The following is a 22438-nucleotide window of genomic DNA, read 5'->3' on the forward strand; positions in this document are numbered from 1 at the left end:
AAAATACTGTCATGCCTAAAAAAACAGCATCTCTCATGCCTTCAGCTGAACGGCTCCTGCGCCAGTTCGGCGAACGGATCGAGCTGGCTCGTAAGCGCCGTAAGATCACCGCGGCGCAAATGGCTGCGCGGGCGGGCATGAGCGCCCCTACGTTGAGGGCGCTGGAGAGTGGCAGCCCAGCTGTGACCATCGGCGCTTATGTTTCGGTGCTAGTCGCCTTGGGGTTGGAGAAGGACCTTGAATTGCTCGCACGCACGGATGAGTTAGGGCGTGATCTGCAAGATGCTGAATTGAAAGGGCGTTCTACAGTCGAGCACATCAAGCCAAAAGTACAGCTGCCTCAGTTTCATTGGGACAACTTGGTCAGCGTCTCCGCAAAAGAGAATAGTTCTACATCACCAGCCTCCGACAATCGAAGCCAGACAAGCTCTGAACTGGCTAAGAAACTTCTAGGGGATGACGATGCCTGAAAGGATTTTCGTCTACGCAGACTGGAATGAAACAGCACCAGTACTGCTTGGAACCCTTCATTCCCGCAGATTGGCAGGATCCGAGCGTATGGAGTTCGAGTACGAGCGGGCTGTTCTTCAAACCATTCACACTCAGATTGCGATCGACCCTCGGATTCAGCCTTACGAAGGGCGGCAATATCCAGCGAGAAATTGCTTTGGGTGCGTATCGGACTCCTCGCCTGATCGATGGGGGCGATTGCTGATGGATCGTCGCTTGGAGCGAGACAAGAGAGCAGGCGTTGTGTCGCGGGATGCACGGCTATTTGACTCGGACTACCTCATCGGTGTTCACGACGCCTACCGGGTAGGAGGGCTGCGTTTCAAAGTTGAGGAAGAAGGCGCGTTCCTTGACGACCATGTGGAGCAAGCCGCCCCTCCCATGGCCCGCATGCGTGAGCTTGAAGAGGCTTCGCGTCGATTTGAAGCTGGAGAGGATTGGGGGGCTCAGGGTCAGGACTGGATTCGAATGCTCATCGCTCCAGGCGGCTCTCTGGGTGGAGCGAGGCCCAAGGCAAGCGTAGTGGATGACGATCACGCCCTTTGGATAGGGAAGTTTCCGAGTAATAAAGACACCCACGACGTGGGGGGCTGGGAGATGGTCGTCAACACATTGGCCCAAGGCTGTGGTCTCTCTGTTGCCGAAGGAAAAGCGCAACGGTATGCGAGTGAGTACCACTGTTTCATGGTTAAACGCTTTGACAGAACAGCAACGGGTGGCCGACTGCACTTTGCTTCAGCGATGACCCTGACGGACCGCCAAGATGGTGATGGGCATGAGACTGGGGCCAGTTATCTGGAGATAGCAGAGGTATTGGTAAGGGAGGGGGCGGCCCCCGACGTAGATATTCCCGAGCTTTGGCGAAGAATTGTCTTCAACATGCTAGTTTCGAATACTGACGATCACCTACGAAACCATGGCTTCCTAATGGAGCCAGGGCGCGGTTGGCGTCTTTCGCCTGCATATGACATGAACCCTGTCCCTGGCGACACTGGCTTGAGACTCAACGTTTCAGAGGCAGATAACGCAATAGACCTGGATTTGGCAATGAGCGTGGCCGGCTATTTCCGCGTTTCTGTTGACGATGCCAGACACACAATCGAGAGATTCCAGGGCGTCGTCAGGAAGTGGCCCAAGGTTGCGCGCTATCTGGGGATTGCCGCTAGCGAGCAGGAGCGGATAGCGCCAGCATTCGCCCTTGCCCGCTAAACGCTACTCCAGAAAACACCGATCAAAAAGATAAACGCTGGCCGGTTTGAGATTTTCCACCGTTCGTTGCGGGCGGCCGCCGTCGCCGCTTTTCTTGCGGCCGGTTTCCTGCAAATAGCCCGCCTCGGTCATCTTCAGCAAGCGCTGGCGCATGCTGGTCTTGAGCACCGGACGATCGAGCACTACGGAGAAGATGTTCACCGCTTCCGGCGCGCTGAATTCAGGGCCCAGGAACATCAGCGGCAGGCTGCTGTAGAGGGCTTTGGACAACAACCGCTCCTGGACCGTCGCCACCAGGCTGTTGTGATCGAAAGGGAGTTTGATCGAGGCGTCAGCGACGTCTTTGAGGGGGAAAAATCCCTGGTGTTCGGCGAGCTGGACCGCTTCGCTGACAATCGCCAGGTAGAACGTCGATGACGACCAACAGCGCGGATCGCGGAACGCGTCGCCGACGGTGCCGACTTGTTCGATCCACGCCAGCGGCATGCCGACCTTGTTTGAATTGCGCAGGCGCTCCACGGCGTCGTTCAGCGTGAGGTCTTCGACGCCACCATTGACCACGATCCCGGGCAGCGCCCAATGGCCGGCGAACGGCTCGGCTTCCCGGCGGTTCAGGAGGATTTCCAGCGCCTGGGTCTCCCGGCAGAAGCGCAGCACACAGAGGTCGATGGTGTGCAGATAACCGCGCGCAGGGGCTGTGCTAGTGGGCATGTCGATTTCCGTGGGTAGCGTAAAGGTCATAGTTTAACGGGTTCATGCCGGGTGCTATCCAGTCCGTAGGCAACGGCTTGCCCAAGGCCAGTCGGTCGCGAACCGCCGTGCTGCGCACATGGATTCTTTCCTCGACGCAAAGAATGGAAAAACGCTCCAGCAATTCCTGGCCGCGATAGAAGGTCGACAGCTGATCCGCGACATCCCGACCCACCACTAACGCAATCCGCTTGCCGTCCAGGGCCAGGCTGTCGGCGAGGTGGGCGAGCAGGGTGTAGCTGAAAATGGCGCCTTCGACGCCACGGGCCACGACTTGCTCCACCCGGCTTGCGCGCACTTCGGCGCAGCACAGCGGCTGCACCTTTTCGACGATCGATTCCAGCCAGTTCAGGCGCACCTCATAGTCGACCATTTGCTTGCCGTAGGGATGCCGGAAGCTGGGGACCACCAGCACGCGCCTGGCCTGGCGTGAGGCTTCGATCATCACTTGGGCGTGACCGGCGTGAGGGGGATTGAAGGCACCGCCGTACAGGGCAATCTCGAACATGGTTTCGTCCTCTTTTGGTACATGACATGTACTCTAGCAGCAAAATCTTTTTGATGAAAATAGGGTGTGCTATGAATCATTGGGTCCTTCAAAAGAAAGCTCACCAAAAATAATTTCTGCAAGTGACTTGTCATGAAAGTACACCTTATGTACTCTCGTGGCCATGAAGAGGAGAAACCCAGCATGAACAGCCTGACCCGGAAAACCGCTTCCTTCGATGTCGATGCGCAAAAGAGCTTCACGCCGCTATGCCCCGATGAGCTCCCGGTGCCGGGCGGTGACCAGATTGCCGGTGAGCTGAATTTCATCGCGTCCCTGGCCAGCCTCCGTATCGGCAGCAAGGACGCTCATTCGCCCTTGGCCCCTTGGGTGGTCGCCGATCACGCACAAATGTTCGTGCCGACCGGGCTCGAGCACGCCGACATCACCTGGGTCAGCCACTGCGTTCCTGGTACCGAAGGTTTCGCCTTGCTGGATCAACTGCCGACCCCCTACGACTACGACTATTTCGTCTGGAAGGGTGTCGAGCCGGATTTGCACCCGTACGGCGCCTGCTACCACGACCTGCACGGCAAGCTGTCCACCGGCGTGATCGAGTACCTCAAAGGCCAAGCTGTGGAGCAGGTCATCGTTGGCGGGCTGGCGCTGGATTTCTGCGTCAAGACCACTGCTCTGCAACTGGCCGCCGCTGGCTTCAAGGTGATCATTCACCTCCCGGCCTGCCGGGCCATCAGCGAGGAGGGGGCCGTTCAAGCCGTTCAAGACATGCAGCAAGCGGGCGTCTCGGTCGCCGCGACGCGCGAAGACACCCTCCGCCTGGCAAACGCATAAGGAACAGACATGGACAGTGCATTCGATACAAACTGCGGCACCATCCAGAGTCTTCTGGATACCGACTACTACACCTTCACCATGATGCAGGCGGTCTTGCACCAGCACCCGAATGTCGAGGTGGAATACCAGTTCATCGTGCGTTCCAAGGAACGGCTCGGTCACCTGATTCCGGACATCCGTGTCGAACTGGAAAAACTCGCCGGGTTACAGTTGCGCGAGGGGGAGCAGCGGTTCCTGTTCAACAAGCGTTTTCGCGAGTACCTGACACCGGACTTCGAACAGTTTCTCGGCCTGTTTCGCTTCAATTTGCGCTACATCCACGTTTCGGAAGTCGACGGCCAACTGCACATCCGCGTCCGTGGGCCGATGCTGCACTGCATCATGTTCGAGCAACCGGTATTGGCGATGGTCAGCGAACTGCGCAACCGTGAGAAGTACCCCGAAGTCGAGTTGGCCGATGTCACTCGCAAGCTGTACCAGAAGTTCGAATGGCTGGAGAAAAATGCCAGCCGTGAAGAACTCGCCGAGTTTCGCGTTTCAGACTTCTCCACCCGCCGGCGGCTGTCGTTCAAGGCCCAGCGTGAAGTGGTGAATGTCATGCGCAGCGATTTCCCCGGGGTTTTTGTCGGCACCAGCAACGCCCACTTGGCTTACGAGTTCGATCTCCCGCTGATCGGCACCATGGCCCACCAATGGCTGATGGTGCACCAGCAACTCGGACGCTTGCGCGAGAGCCAGAACGCGGCGTTGGAAAACTGGGTGCGCGAGTATCGCGGCCGCCTCGGTATCGCCCTGACGGACTGCATCAGCACCGACTTTTTCCTCAAGGATTTCGACCTGTACTTTGCCAAGCTCTATGACGGCCTGCGTCAGGATTCCGGTGACCCGATCGTCTGGGCGGACAAGGTGCTGGGGCGTTACCAAGAGCTGGGCATCGACCCGCGCACCAAGGACCTGATGTTCTCCGATGGCCTCAATTTCGAGAAGTGCCTGCCGATCCTGCGTCATGTTCGCGGCAAGGCCAAATTCGGTTTTGGCATGGGCACCAGCCTGGCCTGCGATGTCGACGGTGTGGAACCGCTGAGCATCGTCATGAAACTGGTGCGGGTCCACGGCGAACCGGTCGTGAAGTTCTCCGACGATCCGATCAAGAACGTCTGCGAGGACGTCTCGTTCCTGCGCTACGCCGCCCAAGTGTTCAACGTCGCCCTGATCAATCCACAGTTGGGAGCTTGATATGACTGCGCTTGTCCAAGAGAACATTGCCCGGGATCTGGGCATCGATCGTCAACTCACTCAGGGTGGCGTAACAACCGAAATTGCCCGCCGCGTCGAGTTCATCAAGCAGATCTTGCGCGAGTCGGATTGCCAGTCCCTGGTCCTGGGGATCAGTGGCGGCGTCGACTCGCTCACCGCCGGTCGCCTCTGCCAGTTGGCGGTGGAGCAACTGCGAGGGGAAGACTACGCAGCGCGGTTCATCGCGGTCCGGCTGCCGTACAAGGCCCAGGCCGATGAGCAGGACGCCCAGGCTTCCCTGGACTTCATCCGGCCGGACGTGATCACCACCAGCAACATCGCCGCGTGTGTCGACGGGTTGATGGACAATGTCGCCATCGACGGCTTGCAGCCTTCGGCCGAACTCACCGACTTTACCAAAGGCAACGCCAAGGCCCGGGCGCGGATGCTGGCGCAATACGCCATTGCCAATCTGAGCAACGGATTGGTGGTGGGAACCGATCATGGGGCGGAAGCGGTGATGGGTTTCTTCACCAAGTTCGGCGACGGCGCGTGCGATTTGGCACCGCTGTCCGGGCTGACCAAAACCCAGGTGAGATGGTTGGCGGACGCGATGGGTGCCCCTGCGCATCTCGTGGGCAAGGCTCCGACTGCGGATCTGGAAGACCTGGCACCCGGTAAGTTGGATGAAGTGGCATATGGCTGCAGCTACGAGGAAATCGATGCGTACCTGATGGGCGAAGCGGTGTCGTCGCAGGCACAACAGATCATTGAACGCGCCTACCTCAAGACTGCCCACAAACGAGCATTGCCCCGCGTGCCGGTATCGTTGTAATAGGGTTTTAATGGGACCTTTGGCCTCGAACGGAGTGGCACATGACACAGGCAATCAGCATCAAGGATCGCGTGCGCATCAAGGACGTCGAAGTCCTCTCGGACGATTGGTACGTGCTGCGCAAGACCACCTATGACTACCTCGGCCGCAACGGCCAATGGCGCGAGCTGACGCGCGAAACCTATGACCGCGGCAACGGCGCCACCATCCTGCTCTACAGCAAGGCCAAGCAAACGGTGGTGTTGACCCGGCAATTCCGTTTCCCGGCCTTCGTCAACGGCCACGATGACCTGTTGATAGAAACCTGCGCCGGCCTGTTGGACAACGACGATCCGCACACCTGCATCCGCAAGGAAACCCAGGAGGAAACCGGCTATATCATCCAGGACGTGCGCAAGGTGTTCGACGCCTTCATGAGCCCGGGCTCGGTGACGGAGCGGGTGCATTTTTTCGTCGGCGAATATTTCGACGAAGACAAACAGCACGAAGGCGGTGGCCTGGAAGCCGAGGGCGAGGAAATCGAAGTGCTGGAGCTGCCTCTCGACCAGGCCTTGGGCATGATCGAGACCGGGGAAATCTGCGACGGCAAGACCATCATGCTATTGCAATACGCCAAGCTGCACCGGTTGCTGGATTAGCCCCGGGCCTGCCGTGGGCGGGGCGCGCCGCAGCCGAATCGTTCGCGATAGGCGGTGGGCGGCAAACCGACAGCGTTGCGGAACGCGGCGCGGAAACTTTCCACCGACCGATAGCCGCAAGCCTGGGCGATGCCGGCCGTGCTCTGGTCGGTGCTTTCCAGCAGCTCCCGGGCCCGGTTCAAGCGTTCCTGTTGCAGCCAGGTCTTGGGCGGCAGGCCGGTGGTCTCGACGAAGCGCCGCAGGAAGGTCCGCTCGCTCATGGCGACGCGGGCCGCCATGTCGCAGACGCTCAAGGGTTGATCCAGGTGCTCTCGAAGCCACTGCAGGACGCGGCTCAGTTCGTTGCGTGGCGACTTGCTCACCGGGGCGACGATGAATTGCGCCTGGCCGCCGGTCCGTTGCGGCGCCATGACCAGGCGACGGGCCACCGAGTTGGCGACATGCGTGCCGAAGTCCCGGGCGATCAGGTGCAGGCAGGCGTCAATGCCCGCCGCGCTGCCGGCGGAGGTGATCAATGGCCCGGAATCGACATACAGCACGTTTGGATCAACCTTGATCAGCGGGAATCGCTCGGCCAGTTCCGCGCAGAATTGCCAATGGGTGGTCGCGGTCTTGCCGTCGAGCAGCCCGGTGGCGGCCATGGCAAACACACCCGAGCAGATCGACAACAGGCGTGCGCCGCGGGCGTGGGCGCGGCGCAGTGCTTGCAACAACGCCTCGGGCGGTGGTTCGTGGTGGCTGCGCCAGCCGGGGATGATGATGGTTCGCGCGCTGTCCAGGGCTTCGAGCCCCGCGTCGACGGCTATCCGAAGGCCGCCCAGGGCATGCATCGGTCCTGGATCGACGGCGACGATTTGGTGGTCATACCACGCTCCATCCAGTTCCGGGCGCGGTAGGCCGAAGATCTCCAGGGCGATGCCAAATTCGAATACGCACAAGCCTTCATAAACCAGGATCGCCACGGTTCCGGGGTGAGCGTGCATTTGGCGTGATTCCACCGTTTATTGTCTTGCGCCGCACTGTAGCGGACTGGCCGGTCTCCCTACAATCGATCGCAGGCAATCAGGGAAACCAAGACGGTTGAGCCTTGCGAAGGTGGATAAGGGACGGGAAATGAAGAAAGTCGCCGTGGTGGGCTGCACCGGTGCAGTGGGCATGACCCTGCTGCAATTGCTTGAAAATACCGACTATAAAGTGGTCTGCATGGCCTCGGGGCGTTCGGCGGGAAAACGTTTGGCGGTGGGTAGGACGCGACATCTGATCGAGCCTTTTTCCCTTGAAGGTTGCGCCGCCTGCGATATCGTTTTCCTGTGTGTTTCCGGGGCTTTCGCCTTGGAGTACGGTGAGCGCTTAGCGGAAAATTCCTACGTCATCGATAATTCATCGGCGTTCCGTTATCACCACGAGATTCCGTTGCTCGTACCGCCCATCAATGGGCAGCGCTACAGGGGCGAGAAATTGATCGCCAATCCCAATTGCTCGTCAGCCATCGCACTGATGGTGCTGGGTCCGCTGCATGACGCGTTCGGGCTGCAGAGCGTGATCATCTCTACGTACCAGGCGGCCAGTGGCGCGGGACAGCCGGCGATGCTCGAGTTGCGGGAGAAGGCCAAGTCTTTCAGCGACTATGGCGACCGCGATGACAGCGAGCACTTCGCCCATAACCTGGCCTTCAATGTGATTCCCCAGGTCGATTCGTTCGAGGCCAACGGTTACACCCGTGAAGAAATGAAAGTGGTCTGGGAGTTGCGCAAGGTGCTTGATGAACCGGCGCTGGCGATCAGTACCACCGCGGTCCGGGTGCCAACCTTGCGTTCCCATGCCGAAAGTCTCAGCCTGCGGTTCAATACCGCCATCCAGTCGCTGGAGCAGGTGCGAGAGCTGTTACGCAACGCGCCAGGGGTTGAAGTGGTGGATGAGCCGGAGTACGGCGCATACCCGATGCCCATGACCTCGACCTACAAACACGCGGTGGAAGTCGGACGGATTCGCTACAACCTGATCTACGGCGAGTACGGGTTGGACTTGTTCATCAGCGGCGACCAGCTGCTGCGCGGGGCGGCCTTGAATGCGTTTGAAATCATGCAATTGATCAAACATTGATCAAATTCGGCCCCGAACATTGAAACGCGCAGCCATGGCTGCGCGTTTTTTGTTCAGCTGGATTGGGCCTCGCTGTCTTCCTGCATATCGTCCAGGTATTGCGGCTGGTCCGTCTGGCCTGCCTGATCCGGCTGTTCGGTCACGACGCTGAAGTCGCTGATCTCGATGGCGCCGACCCCATGACCGAGCAGATGGAAGGAAAACGCCTTGCGCTGCTGCGGGTTGTCGAAACTGATGTTCATCACCAGTGGCTGGTCGGGGGTCACCGCCACCTCGGTCGGCAAGTCCATTGCCACATCCTGCTCGAACTCCTTGGCCTTGAGGGAAATGTAGGCGGCATGGTCAGCTTCCACGGCCCGAATGGTCAGGCTGACGCGGGTCTGTGAGCCCTTGGGCATTTCCAGGTATTGGGCACCGATCAGGTTGTCGGTCCAGTCGTTGGTGACCTGGGCCGGCAGCGGGATTCTGTCCGAGCTGCCGAACTGATAATGCTGGTTCAAGGGCGTGCGCAAGAGGGTCTGGTCCAGGGCGGTGGCCCGGGCGCTGATCAATCGGGCGCGCTGGCCGCTGTATTGACCGCCGTAGGTGGCGCGGTCGGCGATGAAGCCTTCGCTGCTGTAGTAACGGCAATGCTGGAGGAAATCGCATTCGGTAAACGTGCCCTTGCCATCGTGGTAGCGCAGCTTGCCGTTGGTGAACGACATGATTTCCCGACCCGCCGGGTAGTCCCTGAACATCGAGCGGCCGGACAACGACGTGGGCACTGCAAAGCCGAAGTAATCGAGGATCGAGGCGGTCAGGTCGACATGCCCGTAGGTGCCTGACTTGATCCGGGGCAACGGTTCCGGCGCCAGCGTCAGGTTGAACCCCCAGGACGAGGCCAGCCGCACATCGTCGATGCCATGGGATTCATCCGAGGTGATGACCACCAGGGTGTTATCGAGGATGCCCTGGCGTTCCAAGCCCACCAGGAAGTTCGCCAGTGCGTCGTCCAGGTAACCCACCGCTGCCTGCTTGGCCGTGTCGTAGCGTTGCAGGTACTCATCCGGCGCGGAATAGGGCTGGTGCGTGCCCACGGTCAGCAAGGTCAACATCCAGGGCTTGTCCGCTTGTTGAAGTTGCCCGACATAGTCCAGCGCGCCCTCGAAGAAGGTCCTGTCGTCCTTGCCCCAGGGGAACTCCAGGTAGGCAGGGCGGGTGAACCACTCCATGCCCAGGGTCGTGTCGAAGCCGATGTGCGGCATGATCCGGTCCTTGGCCATGAAGCGCAGGCCTGCGCCCTGGAGGAAATGTGTGGAAAAGCCGTTCTGGCGCAACTGGGCCGGCAGGCAGGCCTGGTTGCGCTGGGTCTGGTTGAGCATTTCGACGCCTTTGGGCGTGCCGTCGGCGAGCTTGTCGTAATCGCCACACAGCATCGCGTACAAGCCACGAATGGTCTGGTGGCTGTGCAGGACGTAATCGGGGGTGTTCATGCCGCGCTCGGCCCAGGCGCTGAGGTGTGGCATCAGGTTTTCCTGGTAGCTGCTTTTCAAGGCTTGGCGGTTAGCGTTCACGTAGGCGCCGGGAATGCCCTCCAGGGCGATGACCAGGACGTTGCGCGCACGTCCTGGTTCGGCCATTAGCTTAGTGCCATTGAGGTCCAGGCGGGCCAACCCTGCCATGGGCGGGATTGGGTCCACGGTGTCGCCATCGAGCCAATGCCGAGCTTGGTCCTGCCCGGCGGCGATACCCGCCGTGACGAGTTGGTGGGGCAGGTTGAACACATTCCATTGGTCCGCCTCACTGGGGCGCCAGGCTTGCAGTGCGCCGTGGCTCAGCAGGAGCAACACCGGCACGGCCCAGGCATGGCGAGGCAAGCCTGGCGCCTGGCGTGGGCGGCGAGTCCATTGGCTCACCAGCCACAACGCCAGGGCTGCCAGCTGGACTGCGGCCAGCCATGGATGGGCGAAGCCACCGCTGGTGGAGTTCTCAACGAACTGCGGGTCGGTCAGGTAATGAATGTCCGAGGGATTGGGCATCCGCCCGACAGCGCTGACCAACTCAATACTGGCCAGCGTCAATGCGCTCCAGACCAGTAATACCGGGAACGCCAGCCACCCGGGACGGCGATGGAGCAGCACGATCAACAACCCGCCGATCCCCAGGTCCGAGAGATAACCCAGCGGATCGGACCAGCCCAAGGCAAGACGCAGGCCCATGGGGACCAGCAATACGCAGCCAATCAGGGCGATGAGCGAGGCGCGGGGATGAGTTGAAGCGCGATAAAGAACGTTCACAAAAGCAGGCCTTTCGGTTGAAGTCATTCTACTGAACGGACACTGCCCCTGTGGGAGCGAGCCTGCTCGCGATAGCGCCGGATCAGCTGAGTTCATGTGACTGACACACCGCCATCGCGAGCAGGCTCGCTCCCACAGGGGTCTTCCGTCGGTCATGAAACTGTCATGAAGAGAGATGGTAGCAAGGGCTGTCGTCCCTGGCCGGGCCAATGGCCTGGTGTCCGGCTGCGCTACGCTGTGGTTCACTGGCGCAGGCCTCTACAATGGCCGCGTGGCGCTGCTTTGAGGCGCGCAGAAAACTTGTATCAGGATTTCTCATCGGGGGATGGATGGACAGGTTCCAGGAAATGCAGGTTTTCCTCGCCGTGGCCCAGGCGTCGGGTTTTTCGTCGGCGGCGCGGCGGCTAGGCCTGTCGGCGGCCAGCGTTACGCGGGCGGTGGCGGCGTTGGAGCAACGGATCGGCACGCCACTGCTGGTGCGCACCACTCGCAATGTTTACCTGAGCGAAGCCGGCCAGCGCTTTCTCGAGGACTGTCGGCGGATCCTGAGCGATTTGCAGGAAGCCGAGGATTCAGCGGCCGGTAGTCACGTCCAGCCCCGGGGGCAGTTGACGATTACCGCGCCGGTACTGTTCGGCCAGTCGTTCATCACGCCGCTGCTGGTGGATTACCTGCACCGATTTCCTGAGGTCAGCATCAACGCCTTGTTGTTGGACCGCACGGTCAGCCTGGTGGAGGAGGGCATCGACGTTGCCCTGCGCATTGGCGAGCTTCCGGACAGCAACCTGCATGCCGTGCGGGTCGGTGAAGTGCGGCGGGTGGTATGCGGCTCCCCTGATTTCTTCGCGCGCCATGAGCGGCCCCGGCATCCGGATGACCTGGAGCGAATGCCTGTGGTGGCGTCGTCGGCCATTGGCCAGGTCAAAAGCTGGACTTTCATCGATTCAGCCCAGCCATTGGCCGTCCGGCCCGTGCCACGGCTGGTGGTGACGGCCAACCAGGCGGCGATCATTGCCGCTTGCCAGGGACTGGGGATGACACGCGTCCTGTCTTACCAGGTGGCGGGCAACGTGGCCGCCGGTGAGCTGGAAATCGTCCTGGCCGATTTCGAATTGCCGCCGCTGCCGATCCATGTGGTGTACCAAGGCGGGCGCAACGCGCCGGCGCGGGTCCGCAGTTTTGTTGATTTCGTCGTCAGTGCCTTGCGCGAACATCCGGCCTTGAGCGGCTGAAGCATTGTTTCTCTGGCTGAAACAATGGATTGCATTTCTGGGTGATTCTCTTGTTTTTTCCTGAAGCGGAAGATGGCTCCATCGACGCCGTTGTGCTGATGGCGTCACTTCCAGCGGAGTCGACCATGAACCCTATCAAGCACTATCACTTCCCGCTTTCCGGCCATTCCCATCGCGTTCAACTGATGCTGTCGTTGCTTGAGCTGCCGGTCGAGGAGATCTTCGTCGACTTGGCCAAGGGCGCGCACAAACAGGCGGATTTCCTTGCGCTCAATGCGTTTGGCCAAGTACCGGTCATTGACGATGGCGGCGTGGTGCTGGCGGACTCCAACGCGATCCTGGTGTACCTGGCGCACAAATATGGCCAGGGCCGCTGGTTGCCCACCGATCCAGTCGGCGCCGCACGGGTGCAGCGCTGGTTGTCGGCGGCGGCCGGGCCGATCCATGCGGGGCCGGCCACGGCGCGGCTGATCACGGTGTTTGGCGCGCCCTACAACGCCGAGGACGTGATTGCCCGTTCCCACACTGTGTTGAAAGTCATTGATCAGGAATTGATCAACCGTGCTTTCCTGGCGGGTGACGCGGTGACCGTCGCGGACATCGCCGGCTATAGCTACATCGCCCATGCACCGGAAGGCAATGTGTCGCTGGAGGAGTACGCCAATGTGCGCGCCTGGCTGGCGCGGATCGAAGCCTTGCCCGGGTTCGTGGGCATGCCGCGGACGGTTGTCGGGTTGCAAAAGCATTCCTGAAACGGAACCCGGTGGCGAGAGGGTTATCGTCACGGTGGGAGCAAGGCTTGCCCGCGATGAAGGCACTGCGGTCTTTCAGGGATCGAGGCGCCTGTTTCGCGAGCAAGCTTTGCTCCCACATGGCAGGCCTATGCGTAGGAAAGCGCCTTTTCCTCCAACAGTTCTTCGTATAACTGTACCCACTTGCGGCCCATCTCTTCGGAGGTGAACAACTGGCGGTAACGGGCTTCGGCCCTGGCACCCATTACCTGGGCCTGCGCCGGGTTTTCCCATAGGGTTCGCATCGCCTCGCGGAACGCCCCTGGGTTACTCGGTGGCACCACCAGGCCGGTCTCTTCGTGGATGTTGATGTAGCTGGTGCCGGTGCCGATTTCGCTGGAAATCATCGGCTTGCCGAACATCGCGCCTTCGAGCAGGGAGATGCCAAAGGCTTCGGAGCGCAGGTGCGAAGGAAACACGATGGCATAACTCAGTTCCAGCAACGCAACCTTGTCTTCGTCCCCCAGTCGCCCGAGGAAATGCAGGTTGCGCAAGCCCAGTGCTGCGGCTTGGGCATGTAGTTGTTTTTCCAACGGGCCAGCGCCCATGATGACCACCGGGTAATCCACGCCTTTCAGGGCGTCGAGCAGAATGTGCAGGCCTTTGTAATAGCGCATCACCCCGACGAACAAAAAGAACCGCTCACCCAGTTTTGCCTTCCACCCCGCCATGCGCTCGGCGTCGGGCTGTGGATAACTGGTTTTGTTCAGGCCGTAGGTGATGATTCGGGTCTTGGCCCTGTATTCCTTGAGCACATCGCTGGTATGCACATAGTTCGGCGAGGCCGCGACGATGCGGTCGGCGCCGTCCAGAAAGCGTCGCATCAGCGGTCGATAGAGCTTGAGCAGGTGTCGCTGGCGGACGATGTCCGAATGGTAGGTCACGACGTAGGGTTTTTTCGCGGCACTGCAAAAGTGCACCAGGTCCATGAACGGCCAGGGGAAGTGGTAATTGATCACGTCCGCTTCGGCGGCCAGCTCACGGAATTTCTTGAAAACGCTGTAGGAGAAACCGGTGGACGCCAGTTGGAAGTCCATTCGAGCTTGATGAACCACATGCTGGCGAATCTTGATCGGCTCGGGCGCCGGCCGGCCGCTCAGGGCCAGCACGGTGTTATCGATACTCAACCGGTCAGTGCTGTCGCACAGCTGGAAAATGACCTGTTCGATGCCACCCATGGAGTCTGGCAAATAGGTTTTGTAAAAGTGCAGGACTCGCATTCAACCTCCCAAGACCTGGCGATACGCGTGGGCCGTGACCTTTGCACAGCGTTCCCAGGAAAACAGCGCAGCCTGTTGTAATCCCGCTTCCCGACACGCCTGCCAATGCAGGCGATCTTCGATCAACCGCGCCATGGCGTCGCGCATGCCTTGCGGGTCGTCGGGCTCACAATAAATGCCAGCCGCCCCGGCGACTTCCGGCATCGCCGAACAGCGGGTGGTGATCACTGGCGTGCCGCTGGCCATGGCTTCAAGCACCGGTAGGCCAAAACCCTCGTAGTACGACGGGAAAACCAGTGCCCGCGCCCCAGCCAACAGTTGGGCAACCTGTTCGTCAGGCAGGTAACCCGCCAGGCAAACATGACCACTTGCCAGGGCACGTTTCAATTCATCATTGAGCTGTGCCTGTTGCCATCCGCTCATTCCTACGATGAACAAGGGAAAGGTCTGACGCACGGACTCAGGGAGCTCGGCATGGGCGCGCAAGGCCAACGACAGGTTCTTGCGTGGTTCCAGGGTGCCGACACAGAGAAAATATCGGCCATGTTCCAGGCCATGGACCTTGAGCACGGCGTCGATCACTTCCGGTTCGCGCGGGTGGAAACGTGCCCCCACCCCCAGCGGCGCGACCCGCAGGCGCTCGGCGGGAAGGCCGAAATGCTGTTGGGCTTCATGGGCGATGAACTGCGAGTCGGTCAGAATCAGCTGGGCCTGTTCCACTGCGCGGCTGAGTCGCCGCTCGATTTCCTTCAGGCGTGCCGGTGGCTGCGTCTCGGGGTAGCGCAGGTGCGTGAGGTCATGGAGGGTGATCACCGTTGGCCCATCGAAAGCCAGCGGCCACAGGCTGGGTTCGTGATACAGGTCGATAGCCGTTGAACGGCCTTGATCGAAGCGTTTCTGCTCCAGCCAGCGCCGCGCTTGGTAGGCGCCCGGAACCCGTCGCAGCAGGGGGCTCAGTTTTGAATAGCCAGGCTTGGCTGTTGGCGGCAATTGCGGGCTCCAGCCCCAGCCGTGGAACAGCGACAGCTGGACATCCGGCTCCCGGGCCAAGGCCATCGCCAGTTCCGCTACGTAATGGCCAATGCCGGTGCGGGGCCCCTGGAGAATGCGCGCATTGAGGGCTATCCGCATGCTGTTTCCCTGTCGACAACCGCAGCATCAATGTGGCCCTCGATTCGCTCCACCAATTGCGCACTGGCCTGGCGCCAGCTCAGCCATTGCCATTGGTCCAGGTTGCGCTTGGCCGGGAATACGCCGGTGTGTTCCATGTCGATGACCAGGTTCGCCAGGCTTTGGGGATCGTCGAGATCGAAATAGGCCATGAACTCTCCGCCGATTTCGCGAAACACCGGAATATCGCTGCCCATTGCCGGCAGGCCGCGCTGCATGGCTTCCACCAGTGGCAGGCCGAAGCCTTCCACATAAGACGGGAACACCAACGCTGTCGAGTGTCGATAGGCATGTTCCAGGCTTTGGTCCGAGAGGTTGTTAAACATGAACAGGCGGCTGTTGAGTTGCGGATGACGCTTGATACGTTCAATCAGCGCCTCACATTTCCAGCCGATCTTGCCGACAATGCATAACCGCGCCTGGGAACCGGCGGCCCAGGCCCGCTCGAATGCATCGAGCAGATAAGCATGGTTTTTGCGCGGCTCGATGGTACTGACCATCAGGAACACCGGCTCGGTTTGCTCGAACAGTTGCAGCAAGCTTGGGGCGACGGGATGAGTGGCATCCATCAGGTCCAGTTCGCTGCCTAAATGGAAATAGTCGAACCAGCGCTCGCGCACCGCTTGCTCGCCAATGCGCCGGACCATTTCCTGGCGAAGCTGGTCGCGGATGGTGGTGGATATGGCGACGTAGCCGTCGGCGGTGCGGGCGATCCAGTCGAACCAACGATTGAATACCTTGACCAGCCCAGCGTCGCAGAATTGTGGATGGGTCAGGGGAATCAGGTCATAAACCACCGAGATGATCCCGACGCCATCGCGCTTGAGCTGTTCGGCCAGGGGAAAGAAATCCGCGTGCCAGGAGGAGTCCAACAACACCAATTGGTCCCCGGCCCGGTGCTCTAGCGGCGCGATGCGTGGCGAAACGTGGCGGTTTTTTAGGAGCAGGTTGAGTAGACGAATCGGAAGGCTCAGGCAACCGAAGACGAAAAGCCGACAGCCAACGTACAACAGGCGACGCGCCCAGACCGATTGGCTGAAGACGTGCCGCGATTCCAGCGTCCGGTGCCGTAGCCAAAACAGATTGGCCGCTTGTTCCAGCCGTTCGCGCAGGCTTACCAGATCCCACGTTTTCGTGGGCGGCGGTGCCAGTTTTTTAACCTCGTAGAGTTTGCCTTGCAGCATCACGACGGGAATACATTCGCGCCCAAGCTCTTTGGCCGGTAATTCGCGGATGACATTGCGCACGACTCTCTGGATCCCGGAGTTGGCCTTCGGGTTTTCATAGACGTAGGTGCATTCCACCAACAGACGGCTCATGGCAACTCCTTTTGCGGCACCGCCTCGACGGCCGTCTGGCTCGAACGCTGGATACTGGTCCGGGCCTGGAGCCAGGAACAGCCGACGAAATCCTCTTGGCGATTATTGATCACATGGAACACCAACCCGTAGTCGCGCCATTCGAAATTACGGTCCAAGTGCGAGTCCAGCCGCGACAGGCTGAGCGCGACGGAGTAATTGCCCTTGCCCAAGCGCATGTCGAAACTGAAACGGAAGGTGATCTGTTCGCCGGCCTTGAGGTCGGTCACGGCCTTGTCCTGGCGATGGGTGTTGATGCCGTACATGGGCTGGCCAAGGCGGTCCTTGATCAGAAAGCCCAGCACCAGCCGTTCGATGTCCTGGCGGATCTCAACCCGCACTTGCAGCACCATCGGCTGGCCGATCTCGGCCACTTCCACCGACTGCCCCTGACTGTTGAGCAACTGCACATCAACGATGCCGGCCTCGCCGGTGCCGGAAATGGTCCGTACCTGGCCATTGGCGAGCATCTCCTGGCGGACCACCTGGCCCTCGCGCTGGGCCAGCATCGCGTTGTAGTAATCCATCACCTCTTCCGGCTTGCCGCGCATGGCCATGCGCCCGTGTTCGAGCAGGATGGCGGTGTCGCAGATCGACTGGATCGCCGAGCGATCATGGGACACGATCAGCAGCGTGGTGCCGGCCTTGCGAAAGCTGCGGATGCGCTCGAAGCTCTTGTGCTGGAAGTAGGCATCGCCCACCGACAGCGCTTCGTCGACGATCAGGATGTCCGGGCGCCGGGCGGTGGCGACACTGAAGGCCAGGCGCATCTGCATGCCGCTGGAATAGGTGCGTACTGGCTGGTCGATGGCTTCTCCGATCTCGGCGAAGCCCTCGATCTCGGGCATCAGGGCTTCGATTTCCTCCACCTGCATGCCCAGCAACTGACCGGCCATGAACGCGTTCTGGCGACCGGTGAAGTCCGGATGAAAGCCCATGCCCAATTCCAGCAACGCGGCGACGCGGCCTTGTAGCTGGATGTTCCCGCAGGTGGGTTGGGTGGTGCCGGTGATCATCTTGAGCAATGTGCTTTTGCCAGCTCCGTTGACCCCAACGATGCCAACGGCTTCCCCGGGCTGGATCTCGAAATCCACACCCTGCAGGATCCAGTGCAATTGGTGACGCTGGCGGGAAAAGGGAATCAACCACTCGAACAGCCGGCTCCAGCGGTTCGGATACTGCTTGTAGGCCTTGCCCAGGCCGGTGACACGCAAATGTCCCATCAGAGTTCATCCACCATTTCACCGCCGCGCCGGCGAAACATGCGCAAGCCCAAGGCACACAACAGCAGCGCGAGCACCAGCAACGGCACCAGCGAACTCCAGACCGGCCACTGGTTGTAGAGAAACAGGTTCTGGTAGCTCTGCATCAGGGCGGTCATGGGATTGAAGGCCAGCAGTTGCTGGATCGACGGCGGCAGGATCGTCATCGGGTAAACGATCGGCGTGAGCCAGAACCAGAATTGCAGGCAAATGCCGAACAGCTGCCCGACATCGCGGAAAAACACATTGAGGATCCCCAGCAGCATGCCCAGCCCGGCGGCGAACATGATTTGCAGGGCCAGCAGCGGCACCAGGGCCAGCAGGGTCATGCCTGGCCAGCGCCCGGTGATCAACAGGAAACCGAGGAACAGCCCAAGGATGATCGCGAAGTTGATCCCGGCGTTGAACAGCACGATCACCGGCAGGCAGATCCGCGGGAAGCTGATCTTTTTCAACAGGTTGGCGTTTTCCAGGAACATGCCCTGGCTGCGGGTGGTGATCTCCGCGAACAACCCCCAGGTCAGCAGTCCGGCGCAGAGATAGACGCTGTAGGCCATGCCGTCTTCCACCCCGGGCAGGCGGGCACGCATGATGTGGGAAAAAATCACCGTGTAGACGAGGATCATCGACAACGGGTTGAGCACCGTCCACAACGCGCCGAACAGCGAGTTGCGATATCGCGCCTGGAATTCGCGCTTGACGCTGCCCAGGACGAAGCCGCGGTAGTTCCACAGGGAGTAGGGCAAGCTCAGCAACATGCGTCGACCCTGCCGTAGTGGTCCTCAAAACGAACGATGTCGTCTTCCCCCAGGTATTCGCCACTTTGCACTTCGATGATCACCAGATCGATCACGCCGGGATTCTCCAGGCGATGCTTGTGGCCGGCCGGGATGAAGGTCGATTCGTTCTTGGCCACCAGGTGCGAGCCCGAGCCATTGTTGGTGACCTTGGCCATGCCTTCGACCACCACCCAGTGTTCATTGCGATGGTGGTGCATCTGCAGCGACAGAGAAGCGCCAGGCTTGACCACGATGCGCTTGATCTTGAAGCGTGGCCCTTCTTCGAGCACGGTGTAGGTGCCCCATGGACGGCTGACCGTGCGGTGCAGGCGATAGGCTTCGTGTGCCTTGTCCTTGAGTTGCCGGGCGACGCGGCGCACATCCTGGGCGCGGTCGGCATGGGCTACCAGCACGGCGTCGGCGGTGTCGATGATGATCAGGTTTTCCACACCCAGGGCCGCCACCAGGCGGCCTTCGCTTTGGACGAAATTGTTTTGGCTGTCGATGAACAGGGCCTCGCCGGTGGCGCGGTTGCTCTGCGCATCGGCAGGCACCAGGCCGGCGACGGCGCTCCAGGAACCGATATCGCTCCAATCGAATGTGGCCGGGATCACCACGACATTGGCGGAGCGCTCCATCAGGGCGTAGTCGATGGAGATGTCTGGCATGTCGGTGAAATGCGCCGCGGACAGTTCCTGCTGCACACAACCTGAGGTCTCCACTGCCGTGCTGGCCGTGACACAGGCGCGCGCCTGTTCCAGCAGCTCGGGGGCGTGGGCATGCAACTCCGCCAGCAGGGTCTTGACCGAGAAGCAGAACATCCCTGAGTTCCACAGGAAACGGCCGCTTTCCAGATACTGCGTGGCGGTCGGCAAGTCGGGCTTTTCGACGAAGCGCACGACCCTGGCCGCGCCCTTGGTGTCCAGGGGCTGGCCCCGTTCGATGTAGCCGAATCCGGTTTCCGGCGCCGAGGGCAGCACGCCAAAGGTCACCAAGTGGCCGTTCTTTGCCAGTTCCACGGCGTGCGCCACGGATGCCTGGAAGGCCGCCTCGTCCTGGATCAGGTGATCGGCGGGCATGACCACCAGGATCGCCTCGTCACCATGCAAGGCCTCAATGGCGAGGGTGGCCGTGGCAATGGCTGGCGCGGTGTTGCGGCCCGCGGGTTCGAGGACGAAGTGACCACGGTGACGCTCCAGGTGGGCACTTTGGTAGTGATCGCGGCTCTGGAAATAGTATTCGCGATTGGTGACCGTGACGATATCGCCCCGGCCATCGAACAACCCCGCCGCCCGCCGATAGGTCTTGCCCAGCAGCGATTGGCCGTCGGGCAAGCGCATGAAAGGCTTGGGGTGACCCTCGCGGGACACCGGCCACAACCTCGTCCCGGCTCCGCCGGAGAGAATCACGGGAATGAGCATGGCCTACTCCTTGGCGACGCGTTTCATGTCCGCATCCATCATCATGCGGATCAGGGTGTCGAGGTCGGTCCGAGGCTTCCAACCCAGGACCCGTTGGGCCTTGGCCGGGTTGCCGAGCAACACCTCGACTTCGGCCGGGCGGAAAAACGCCGGGTCGATCTTGACGAAGTCACGGTAGTCCAGGCCCACGTGTTCGAAGGCGATCCTGCACATCTCGCGCACGGTGGTGGTGACGCCGCTGGCCACCACATAATCGTCGGGGTTGTCCTGCTGCAACATCAGCCACATGGCTTCGACGTAATCGCCGGCAAAGCCCCAGTCGCGCTTGGCGTCGATATTGCCCAGGCGCAACTCCTGCTGCTTGCCCTGCTTGATGCGTGCAGCGGCGTCGGTGACCTTGCGGGTCACGAACTCGATGCCGCGCAGCGGTGATTCGTGGTTGAACAGGATGCCGCTGCTGGCATGCAGGCCGAAGCTTTCCCGGTAATTGACGGTGATCCAGTGGCCGTACAGTTTCGCTACGCCATAGGGGCTGCGCGGGTAAAACGGCGTGTGCTCGTCTTGTTGCTCGGCCTGGATCAGGCCGAACATTTCGCTGGTGGAGGCCTGGTAGAAACGGGTCTGCGTACTGAACTGGCGAATGGCTTCGAGCAGGTGGGTGACCCCCAGCCCGTCGACGATGCCGGTGGTCACCGGTTGGTCCCAAGAGGCGGCGACGAAACTTTGCGCGGCCAGGTTATATACCTCGTCCGGCGTAGACTTGATCACCGCTCGCTGCACCGAGCAGGCGTCGGCCATGTCACCGTCCAGGTAAACGATGTCTTGTTCGATGCCCATCTCTCGCAGCCGCCAGCGCGAGTCGCTGCTGCGTCGCGCCACCAGACCGTGGACTTTGTAACCCTTGTCGAGCAGCAACTTGGCCAGATACGCGCCGTCCTGGCCGGTGATCCCTGTGATCAATGCACTTTTCATTCTTGTCGTACCCGTATCTCCCAGTCGGACAGGATCGCCCGCAAGGATTGTTGTGTTGTTGTTTCGGGCGTCCATCCGGTGGCCTGTTGTAGCTTGGCAGGGCTACCACAGACGCGACGCTGTTCTGCGCGGCGAAGACGCGCAGGGTCCTGGATCAGTTGCACATCGACCTGGGCGATATCGCCCAGTTGTTCGATCAGGCTGCGAATGCTCTGCTCGCGACCCGAGCAGATGTTGTAGACCTGCCCCGGGGCGCCTTTTTCCAGCAGGCTCAGGTAGGCCGAAATCACATCGCCGACATCGAGAAAGTCGCGGGTCACGTCGATATCGCCCACCTGCAACCGGGGCGCTTGCAGGCCCAGCTTGATCCGGCTGATTTGCCGGGCGGCGCTGGCAATGACGAAGCTGTCCTTCTGGCCGGGACCGATGTGATTGAACGGGCGAGCCACCAGCACCGGCCAGTCTTCGCTCATGCCCCATTGCAGGCTCAGCAGTTCGGCCGAGAGCTTGCTCACGGCATAGGGGTTACGCGGGGCGGGGGGGTGCAGTTCGGTAATCGGCAGCCGGTCTTCGCTGACCTGGCCATAGACATCACCGGAGCTGACATACAGGAACGTGCCGGTGAAGCCCCGGGCCTTGAGGGCCTGGAGCAGATTCAAGGTGCCTAGCAGGTTGATGTTCAGGGTGCGTGCCGGGTCGCGGAAGGCTTCAGGGACGAATGTCTGGCCGGCCAGGTGGATCACGGCGTCGGGAACCTCGGGCCAGAGGCCCTCCAAGGTCTTGGCATCCGTCAGGTCGTAGCGAGCGGCGACAGGCATCACCTGCCAGGCCGAATCATGACCGTTCAGTCGAGATTTGAGGTGACGTCCAACGAAACCGCTGAGGCCCGTAACGAACAGACGTTTTTTCAAGCACCAGCCCCCTTGGCGGTTGCTTCGTCTATGGCGAACTGCGTGGGAAATTTCCGTAAGATCGGGGAAAAGTCCCTCAACGTTCAGCCTGGCGAAGCGTTTGTTGTAGTTGTTTGGTTGCCAATCTGTGCCAATTTTGCGGCAATTTCAACAGCGCAAACCGTGACTGGTCAGTTCTCATATTTATAGCGGGTTTATTCACATCCGGCGGTTCACGAACCCTTGGTGGATGTGTTTAGAATGCCCCTCGTCACGTTGCTCCTGGTGCTGATCTTCAAGTCGCATCGCTGGGGCCGGACCTTAAAAAAACAAGAACGAGACGGGTAGCAAGATGAACGACGCGTGGCGGCCCCGGGCCGGCTCGAAGCGTGACTCGACCGTCATGAAGTGGGGCTGCCGGGATGGCGGCGCCATGATGGGATG

General features: G+C 60.7%; 21 protein-coding genes. 9 read left to right on the plus strand and 12 right to left on the minus strand.

The window, feature by feature from the left end:
• Positions 1 to 11 precede the first annotated feature (11 nt).
• Positions 12 to 470 (plus strand): helix-turn-helix domain-containing protein, encoded by a 459-nt coding sequence (locus J3361_RS07430; protein WP_207963619.1) that lies wholly within the window; start codon positions 12 to 14, stop codon positions 468 to 470.
• Entirely contained in the window at positions 463 to 1719 is a 1257-nt protein-coding gene (locus J3361_RS07435; protein WP_207963716.1) for a HipA domain-containing protein, read from the plus strand. Before J3361_RS07430 ends, J3361_RS07435 begins: the two co-directional genes overlap by 8 nt.
• A gap of 3 nt (positions 1720 to 1722) precedes the next feature.
• Here the strand turns inward: J3361_RS07435 and J3361_RS07440 are convergent, their stop codons facing one another.
• Together J3361_RS07440 and J3361_RS07445 are read right to left on the minus strand one after the other, a co-directional pair.
• Positions 1723 to 2430 carry an NUDIX hydrolase gene (locus J3361_RS07440; protein ID WP_207963620.1) on the minus strand — a complete coding sequence of 236 codons (708 nt, stop codon included), beginning with the start codon at positions 2428 to 2430 and terminating at the stop codon, positions 1723 to 1725.
• Entirely contained in the window at positions 2420 to 2977 is a 558-nt protein-coding gene (locus J3361_RS07445) for an adenylyltransferase/cytidyltransferase family protein (protein ID WP_207963622.1), read from the minus strand. The genes J3361_RS07440 and J3361_RS07445 overlap by 11 nt, the downstream gene beginning before the upstream one ends.
• A gap of 183 nt (positions 2978 to 3160) precedes the next feature.
• On the opposite strand from J3361_RS07445, the gene J3361_RS07450 reads away from it, so the two are divergent.
• From J3361_RS07450 to nudK, 4 genes are read left to right on the plus strand one after another with little or no spacing between them, the layout of a single operon-like run.
• Positions 3161 to 3808: a nicotinamidase gene (locus J3361_RS07450; RefSeq protein WP_207963624.1), complete on the plus strand. Its 648-nt coding sequence runs from the start codon at positions 3161 to 3163 to the stop codon at positions 3806 to 3808.
• 9 nt (positions 3809 to 3817) lie between these two features.
• Complete coding sequence (pncB, locus tag J3361_RS07455) at positions 3818 to 5047, plus strand: nicotinate phosphoribosyltransferase (protein WP_207963626.1); 1230 nt, start codon at positions 3818 to 3820, stop codon at positions 5045 to 5047.
• Position 5048: 1 nt separating this feature from the next.
• Positions 5049 to 5882 carry an ammonia-dependent NAD(+) synthetase gene (nadE, locus tag J3361_RS07460; protein WP_207963628.1) on the plus strand — a complete coding sequence of 278 codons (834 nt, stop codon included), beginning with the start codon at positions 5049 to 5051 and terminating at the stop codon, positions 5880 to 5882.
• Between the two features lie 41 nt (positions 5883 to 5923).
• Entirely contained in the window at positions 5924 to 6520 is a 597-nt protein-coding gene (gene nudK, locus J3361_RS07465; protein WP_207963629.1) for a GDP-mannose pyrophosphatase NudK, read from the plus strand.
• On the opposite strand, the gene ftrA is transcribed toward nudK, so the two are convergent.
• On the minus strand, positions 6517 to 7503 hold the full coding sequence (gene ftrA, locus J3361_RS07470; protein ID WP_207963630.1) for a transcriptional regulator FtrA: 987 nt from the start codon (positions 7501 to 7503) through the stop codon (positions 6517 to 6519). The genes nudK and ftrA overlap by 4 nt on opposite strands.
• A gap of 130 nt (positions 7504 to 7633) precedes the next feature.
• Between ftrA and J3361_RS07475 the strand changes: the two genes are divergently transcribed.
• Positions 7634 to 8623, plus strand: a complete 990-nt coding sequence (locus tag J3361_RS07475) for an aspartate-semialdehyde dehydrogenase (protein ID WP_207963631.1) — start codon at positions 7634 to 7636, stop codon at positions 8621 to 8623.
• A 53-nt stretch (positions 8624 to 8676) separates the two neighbouring features.
• Here the strand turns inward: J3361_RS07475 and J3361_RS07480 are convergent, their stop codons facing one another.
• Positions 8677 to 10899 (minus strand): LTA synthase family protein, encoded by a 2223-nt coding sequence (locus J3361_RS07480; protein ID WP_207963632.1) that lies wholly within the window; start codon positions 10897 to 10899, stop codon positions 8677 to 8679.
• A 329-nt stretch (positions 10900 to 11228) separates the two neighbouring features.
• On the opposite strand from J3361_RS07480, the gene J3361_RS07485 reads away from it, so the two are divergent.
• The gene (locus J3361_RS07485) at positions 11229 to 12131 is read left to right on the plus strand and encodes a LysR family transcriptional regulator (protein ID WP_207963633.1); all 903 of its coding nucleotides are present in this window, start codon (positions 11229 to 11231) and stop codon (positions 12129 to 12131) included.
• A 125-nt stretch (positions 12132 to 12256) separates the two neighbouring features.
• Complete coding sequence (locus tag J3361_RS07490; protein ID WP_207963635.1) at positions 12257 to 12883, plus strand: glutathione S-transferase; 627 nt, start codon at positions 12257 to 12259, stop codon at positions 12881 to 12883.
• A 128-nt stretch (positions 12884 to 13011) separates the two neighbouring features.
• On the opposite strand, the gene J3361_RS07495 is transcribed toward J3361_RS07490, so the two are convergent.
• The 8 genes from J3361_RS07495 to J3361_RS07530 are packed head-to-tail and all read right to left on the minus strand — an operon-like array spanning position 13012 to position 22015.
• Entirely contained in the window at positions 13012 to 14142 is a 1131-nt protein-coding gene (locus tag J3361_RS07495; protein WP_207963637.1) for a glycosyltransferase family 4 protein, read from the minus strand.
• On the minus strand, positions 14143 to 15273 hold the full coding sequence (locus J3361_RS07500; protein WP_207963639.1) for a glycosyltransferase family 1 protein: 1131 nt from the start codon (positions 15271 to 15273) through the stop codon (positions 14143 to 14145).
• Positions 15264 to 16631: a glycosyltransferase family 1 protein gene (locus J3361_RS07505; protein ID WP_207963641.1), complete on the minus strand. Its 1368-nt coding sequence runs from the start codon at positions 16629 to 16631 to the stop codon at positions 15264 to 15266. The genes J3361_RS07500 and J3361_RS07505 overlap by 10 nt, the downstream gene beginning before the upstream one ends.
• On the minus strand, positions 16628 to 17893 hold the full coding sequence (locus J3361_RS07510; protein ID WP_207963643.1) for an ABC transporter ATP-binding protein: 1266 nt from the start codon (positions 17891 to 17893) through the stop codon (positions 16628 to 16630). The genes J3361_RS07505 and J3361_RS07510 overlap by 4 nt, the downstream gene beginning before the upstream one ends.
• Positions 17893 to 18690, minus strand: coding sequence for an ABC transporter permease (locus J3361_RS07515; RefSeq protein WP_207963645.1), 798 nt, complete (start codon positions 18688 to 18690; stop codon positions 17893 to 17895). Before J3361_RS07515 ends, J3361_RS07510 begins: the two co-directional genes overlap by 1 nt.
• Positions 18681 to 20132, minus strand: coding sequence for a mannose-1-phosphate guanylyltransferase/mannose-6-phosphate isomerase (locus J3361_RS07520; protein WP_207963647.1), 1452 nt, complete (start codon positions 20130 to 20132; stop codon positions 18681 to 18683). The genes J3361_RS07515 and J3361_RS07520 overlap by 10 nt, the downstream gene beginning before the upstream one ends.
• Before the next feature lie 3 nt (positions 20133 to 20135).
• A complete protein-coding gene (gene gmd / locus J3361_RS07525) occupies positions 20136 to 21104 on the minus strand; it encodes a GDP-mannose 4,6-dehydratase (RefSeq protein ID WP_207963649.1) in 969 nt (322 codons plus the stop codon).
• Positions 21101 to 22015, minus strand: coding sequence for a GDP-mannose 4,6-dehydratase (locus tag J3361_RS07530; protein ID WP_207963651.1), 915 nt, complete (start codon positions 22013 to 22015; stop codon positions 21101 to 21103). Before J3361_RS07530 ends, gmd begins: the two co-directional genes overlap by 4 nt.
• Positions 22016 to 22438: the final 423 nt, after the last annotated feature.

This window comes from Pseudomonas sp. OA65 (genome assembly GCF_017498305.1).
GTDB classification, from domain to species: Bacteria; Pseudomonadota; Gammaproteobacteria; order Pseudomonadales; family Pseudomonadaceae; genus Aquipseudomonas; species Aquipseudomonas zanjanensis.

What these genes read in the sequence shown, in the direction of transcription:
- J3361_RS07430 (WP_207963619.1), top strand. Translation starts at nt 12, where the DNA reads ATGCCTAAAAAAACAGCATCTCTCATGCCTTCAGCTGAACGGCTCCTG.
- J3361_RS07435 (WP_207963716.1), top strand. Translation starts at nt 463, where the DNA reads ATGCCTGAAAGGATTTTCGTCTACGCAGACTGGAATGAAACAGCACCA.
- J3361_RS07440 (WP_207963620.1), bottom strand. Translation starts at nt 2,430, where the DNA reads ATGCCCACTAGCACAGCCCCTGCGCGCGGTTATCTGCACACCATCGAC.
- J3361_RS07445 (WP_207963622.1), bottom strand. Translation starts at nt 2,977, where the DNA reads ATGTTCGAGATTGCCCTGTACGGCGGTGCCTTCAATCCCCCTCACGCC.
- J3361_RS07450 (WP_207963624.1), top strand. Translation starts at nt 3,161, where the DNA reads ATGAACAGCCTGACCCGGAAAACCGCTTCCTTCGATGTCGATGCGCAA.
- pncB (WP_207963626.1), top strand. Translation starts at nt 3,818, where the DNA reads ATGGACAGTGCATTCGATACAAACTGCGGCACCATCCAGAGTCTTCTG.
- nadE (WP_207963628.1), top strand. Translation starts at nt 5,049, where the DNA reads ATGACTGCGCTTGTCCAAGAGAACATTGCCCGGGATCTGGGCATCGAT.
- nudK (WP_207963629.1), top strand. Translation starts at nt 5,924, where the DNA reads ATGACACAGGCAATCAGCATCAAGGATCGCGTGCGCATCAAGGACGTC.
- ftrA (WP_207963630.1), bottom strand. Translation starts at nt 7,503, where the DNA reads ATGCACGCTCACCCCGGAACCGTGGCGATCCTGGTTTATGAAGGCTTG.
- J3361_RS07475 (WP_207963631.1), top strand. Translation starts at nt 7,634, where the DNA reads ATGAAGAAAGTCGCCGTGGTGGGCTGCACCGGTGCAGTGGGCATGACC.
- J3361_RS07485 (WP_207963633.1), top strand. Translation starts at nt 11,229, where the DNA reads ATGGACAGGTTCCAGGAAATGCAGGTTTTCCTCGCCGTGGCCCAGGCG.
- J3361_RS07490 (WP_207963635.1), top strand. Translation starts at nt 12,257, where the DNA reads ATGAACCCTATCAAGCACTATCACTTCCCGCTTTCCGGCCATTCCCAT.
- J3361_RS07495 (WP_207963637.1), bottom strand. Translation starts at nt 14,142, where the DNA reads ATGCGAGTCCTGCACTTTTACAAAACCTATTTGCCAGACTCCATGGGT.
- J3361_RS07500 (WP_207963639.1), bottom strand. Translation starts at nt 15,273, where the DNA reads ATGCGGATAGCCCTCAATGCGCGCATTCTCCAGGGGCCCCGCACCGGC.
- J3361_RS07505 (WP_207963641.1), bottom strand. Translation starts at nt 16,631, where the DNA reads ATGAGCCGTCTGTTGGTGGAATGCACCTACGTCTATGAAAACCCGAAG.
- J3361_RS07510 (WP_207963643.1), bottom strand. Translation starts at nt 17,893, where the DNA reads ATGGGACATTTGCGTGTCACCGGCCTGGGCAAGGCCTACAAGCAGTAT.
- J3361_RS07515 (WP_207963645.1), bottom strand. Translation starts at nt 18,690, where the DNA reads ATGTTGCTGAGCTTGCCCTACTCCCTGTGGAACTACCGCGGCTTCGTC.
- J3361_RS07520 (WP_207963647.1), bottom strand. Translation starts at nt 20,132, where the DNA reads ATGCTCATTCCCGTGATTCTCTCCGGCGGAGCCGGGACGAGGTTGTGG.
- gmd (WP_207963649.1), bottom strand. Translation starts at nt 21,104, where the DNA reads ATGAAAAGTGCATTGATCACAGGGATCACCGGCCAGGACGGCGCGTAT.